5 protein-coding genes and 1 tRNA gene are annotated in these 3,107 nt (G+C 66.4%); 4 read left to right on the top strand and 2 right to left on the bottom strand.

The window, feature by feature from the left end; all coding sequences use genetic code 11:
• Positions 1-283, top strand: a 283-nt coding sequence (locus VM681_05675; protein ID HVL87477.1) for a hypothetical protein, incomplete at its 5' end; no start/stop codon positions are given.
• 14 nt (positions 284-297) lie between these two features.
• Here the strand turns inward: VM681_05675 and VM681_05670 are convergent.
• Together VM681_05670 and VM681_05665 are read right to left on the bottom strand one after the other, a co-directional pair.
• On the bottom strand, positions 298-567 hold the full coding sequence (locus VM681_05670; protein HVL87476.1) for an elongation factor 1-beta: 270 nt from the start codon (positions 565-567) through the stop codon (positions 298-300).
• A gap of 8 nt (positions 568-575) precedes the next feature.
• Complete coding sequence (locus tag VM681_05665) at positions 576-761, bottom strand: zinc finger domain-containing protein (protein ID HVL87475.1); 186 nt, start codon at positions 759-761, stop codon at positions 576-578.
• 362 nt (positions 762-1,123) lie between these two features.
• Between VM681_05665 and VM681_05660 the strand changes: the two genes are divergently transcribed.
• The 3 genes from VM681_05660 to VM681_05650 form a co-directional block, all read left to right on the top strand.
• Positions 1,124-1,197, top strand: a tRNA-Lys gene (locus VM681_05660).
• 249 nt (positions 1,198-1,446) lie between these two features.
• Complete coding sequence (locus VM681_05655) at positions 1,447-1,689, top strand: DNA-directed RNA polymerase subunit H (protein ID HVL87474.1); 243 nt, start codon at positions 1,447-1,449, stop codon at positions 1,687-1,689.
• Positions 1,690-1,694: 5 nt separating this feature from the next.
• Positions 1,695-3,107 (top strand): DNA-directed RNA polymerase subunit B'' (locus tag VM681_05650; GenBank protein ID HVL87473.1); only part of this gene is annotated, 1,413 nt, incomplete at its 3' end.

Genomic DNA, 3,107 nt, shown 5'->3' with positions numbered 1-3,107 from the left:
CGGCGAGACGGTCGCCACCATGACCCGCGCGGGCCTCGGGCTTTCGCAAAACGACGCGGCCGGCTCGTGGAGCGCGGCGCTTGCCGCCGCGCCCGGCGATTCCGGATCGGCCGTCGTCACGTGCGCGCCCGACGCAAGCGGCGGCCTGCGGGGCGTGGCTCCCGTGGGAATCCTCACGCACCTGGGCGGCGGCAGCGCCGTGGTCGGCACCACGGTGGCCAAGGCTCGGACGATGGCGCTGCAGGCCGGAATCCAGCTCCACCTGCTGTACGAGACGTCCTAGAGAAGGCCGCGGCTTCAGAGAAGGCCGACGTCTGTCGTTTCCGCAGATTGCACGTTGGGGAGCTTCGCCAGGATGTCCTGGACGGCGTCGGCGCCGCCGGGGCTTCCGTCGGGAAGCGTGATCGTGACGGCAAGCGAGACAAGGCCAAAGGCGATGGGCTTCTCGGCGATGCTCTGAAGCTTCACGTGCCCGGGGATCGCGGCGCGGATCTCGGTCTTGAGCTTCTCGCGGTCGACCTGCGGGCTGTCGGGAAGGACGCGGATGAGCGCGACGACGGTGCCCATGGAACCACCTACGGACCGGCGAACCCGCACTCGCCGCAGGCCCACGTCACGCCCTGGTCGCGGCACTGCACGCAGCGGCCGATCTTGCCGTTTCCGCACGAGGGGCAGAGGAAGCTCGTCGTGCCGCGCTCGATGAGGCGCTTTCCGCACGACGTGCAGGAGTCGGTCACGCGAGCCGTCGCGGTCGATTGCATGGGGGGCGGCTATAGGATGACGATAGATAAAGCTGGCGGACGCGGTTACTGCGCAATTGCGCAGTAATGTTTTCGATGGGCACGCCTCGGGCGGGCCTCCACGGTCGGCCCCCGGAACCCCGCCCCGGCCGCCATAACCTTCAAATACCCCAGCCCGTATGTCGGCGGACGCCGGCAAGGCGAGAGCCAGTCACGGAATCGTCGTCGCGCGAGAGGTCCAAGGCGGTGCAGGTGGGGTCGATGGACGGGAGCCTTGTGTTCGCAGGGTCCTCCATCAAGCGACTTCCCTTCTTGTCTCGTAGGAGCTTCGCGCAAGCGGCGCAGGCCGCGACCGGTCGGTCAAGCCGGGTGCAAAGCGATCTGGGCTCATAGCTCAGCCAGGTAGAGCATCCGGCTTTTAACCGGTTGGTCGTGGGTTCGAATCCCACTGAGCCCGCTGGTGCGATGGGCGCGTCCCCGCAAGACGCGATCATCGCGGGCCGAAACGGCCCACGACGCGCGCACGGCGCGACGTCGCACACGCTCCTGGAGGAAAGCGAGGGGGAAGGTTTCGGCCTTCCCCCTCGCGCTCCCCCTACCATGCGAGGAGAACGGAATCCCATGGAGATCGGCCCAACCATGCAGTCCGGGAGTCTCGCAACCGCACGCTCGTCCAGCTTGAACTCGTTCCACTCGGGGTGTTGATTTGGTCAAGAAGTTCGACGTCATGAAGCACGAGCTCGTCCCTCGCCACGCGATCCTCGCGGAGGCGGAGGCGAAGAAGATCCTCGAGACCTACCACATCTACCCCGAGCAGCTTCCGAAGATCCTCACGAGCGATCCCGTCGTGAAGGCCGTGAAGGCGCGCCCGGGCCAGGTGCTGAAGATCCGCCGCAACTCGCCCACGGCCGGCGAGGCGATCGTCTACCGTCTCGTGGTGGAGGGCTGAGAATCATGGCGGCCATGCGTCAGCTCGTCGATTCGTTCTACAAGGAGCGCTCGATCGCCAACCACCACCTCATGAGCTACAACGACTTCCTCGACCACTGGCTCCAGCGCATCATCGACAACATCAAGGTCGGCGACGAGGAGACCGAGCGGGGCATCATCAAGACGGACATCGAGGGCTACGAGGTCAAGCTCGGCAAGATCCGCGTGGGCAACCCCATCGTGAAGGAGGCGGACGGCTCGACGCGTCTTCTCACGCCCATGGAGGCGCGCCTCCGCAACCTCACGTACGAGGCGCCCATGTTCCTCGAGTTCATCCCCATCATCGAGGGCGTCGAGCACGAGCCCGAGGAGGTCCGCATCGGCGACATGCCGATCATGGTGAAGTCGAGCAAGTGCAACATCACCAAGCCCAACCTCGAGCGCTACGAGGGAACGCAATTGTCGCCCGAGGAGTACCGGCAGCGCCTGCTCGAGCTCCAGGAGGACCCGCTTGACCCCGGCGGCTACTTCATCGTGAACGGCACCGAGCGGGTCCTCATCACCATGGAGGACCTCGCGCCCAACCGCGTGCTCGTCGAGTACAACAAGCGCTACGGCCGCGAGGTCGAGGTGGCGAAGGTCTTCTCGCAGCGCGAGGGCTACCGCGCGCTCATCATCGTGGAGAAGAAGAAGGACGGCACGCTCATGGTGTCCGTCCCGGCCGCCTCGGGCCAGATCCCGCTCGTGGTCGTGCTGCGTGCGTTGGGCATGGAGAGCGACGAGGAGATCGTCTCCTCGATCGTGACCGAGCCCGAGATGATGCCCTTTGTCCTCTCGAACCTCGAGGACGCCGTGAACGAGCACGGCGTCTCGAACTCCGAGGAGGCCATCGCCTTCCTCGGCAAGAAGCTCGCCGGCGGCCAGGCCAAGGAGTACCGCATCAAGCGCGTCGAGAGCCTCATGGACCGCTCGCTCCTGCCGCACCTTGGCAACGACCCCGACGATCGCATGAAGAAGGCGATCTTCCTCGGGCGCATGGCCCGCTCGGTGCTCGAGCTCTCGCTCGGCCTTGTCCGCGAGGACGACAAGGACCACTACGCGAACAAGCGCCTGAAGCTCGCCGGAGACCTCATGGAGGATCTCTTCCGCGTCGCCTTCACGGGCCTTGTCAAGGACCTCAAGTACCAGCTCGAGCGCGCGCACAACCGCAACCGCGAGCTCAAGGTCTCCACGGCCGTCCGCTCGGACGTCCTCTCGCAGCGCCTCCTGCACGCCCTTGCCACGGGCAACTGGGTGGGCGGGCGCGCGGGCGTCTCGCAGCTTCTGGACCGAACGTGCAACCTCGCCACGATCTCGCACCTTCGCCGCGTCATCTCGCCGCTCACGCGCTCGCAGCCCCACTTCGAGGCGCGCGACCTGCATCCGACCCAATGGGGC

This window comes from Candidatus Thermoplasmatota archaeon, assembly GCA_035541015.1.
Classification (GTDB): Archaea; Thermoplasmatota; SW-10-69-26; order JACQPN01; family JAIVGT01; genus DATLFM01.
Note: the sequence above shows the minus strand (reverse complement) of the source record. Positions and strands in the feature narration are given on the sequence as shown.

What these genes read in the sequence shown, in the direction of transcription:
- VM681_05670 (HVL87476.1), bottom strand. Translation starts at nt 567, where the DNA reads ATGGGCACCGTCGTCGCGCTCATCCGCGTCCTTCCCGACAGCCCGCAG.
- VM681_05665 (HVL87475.1), bottom strand. Translation starts at nt 761, where the DNA reads ATGCAATCGACCGCGACGGCTCGCGTGACCGACTCCTGCACGTCGTGC.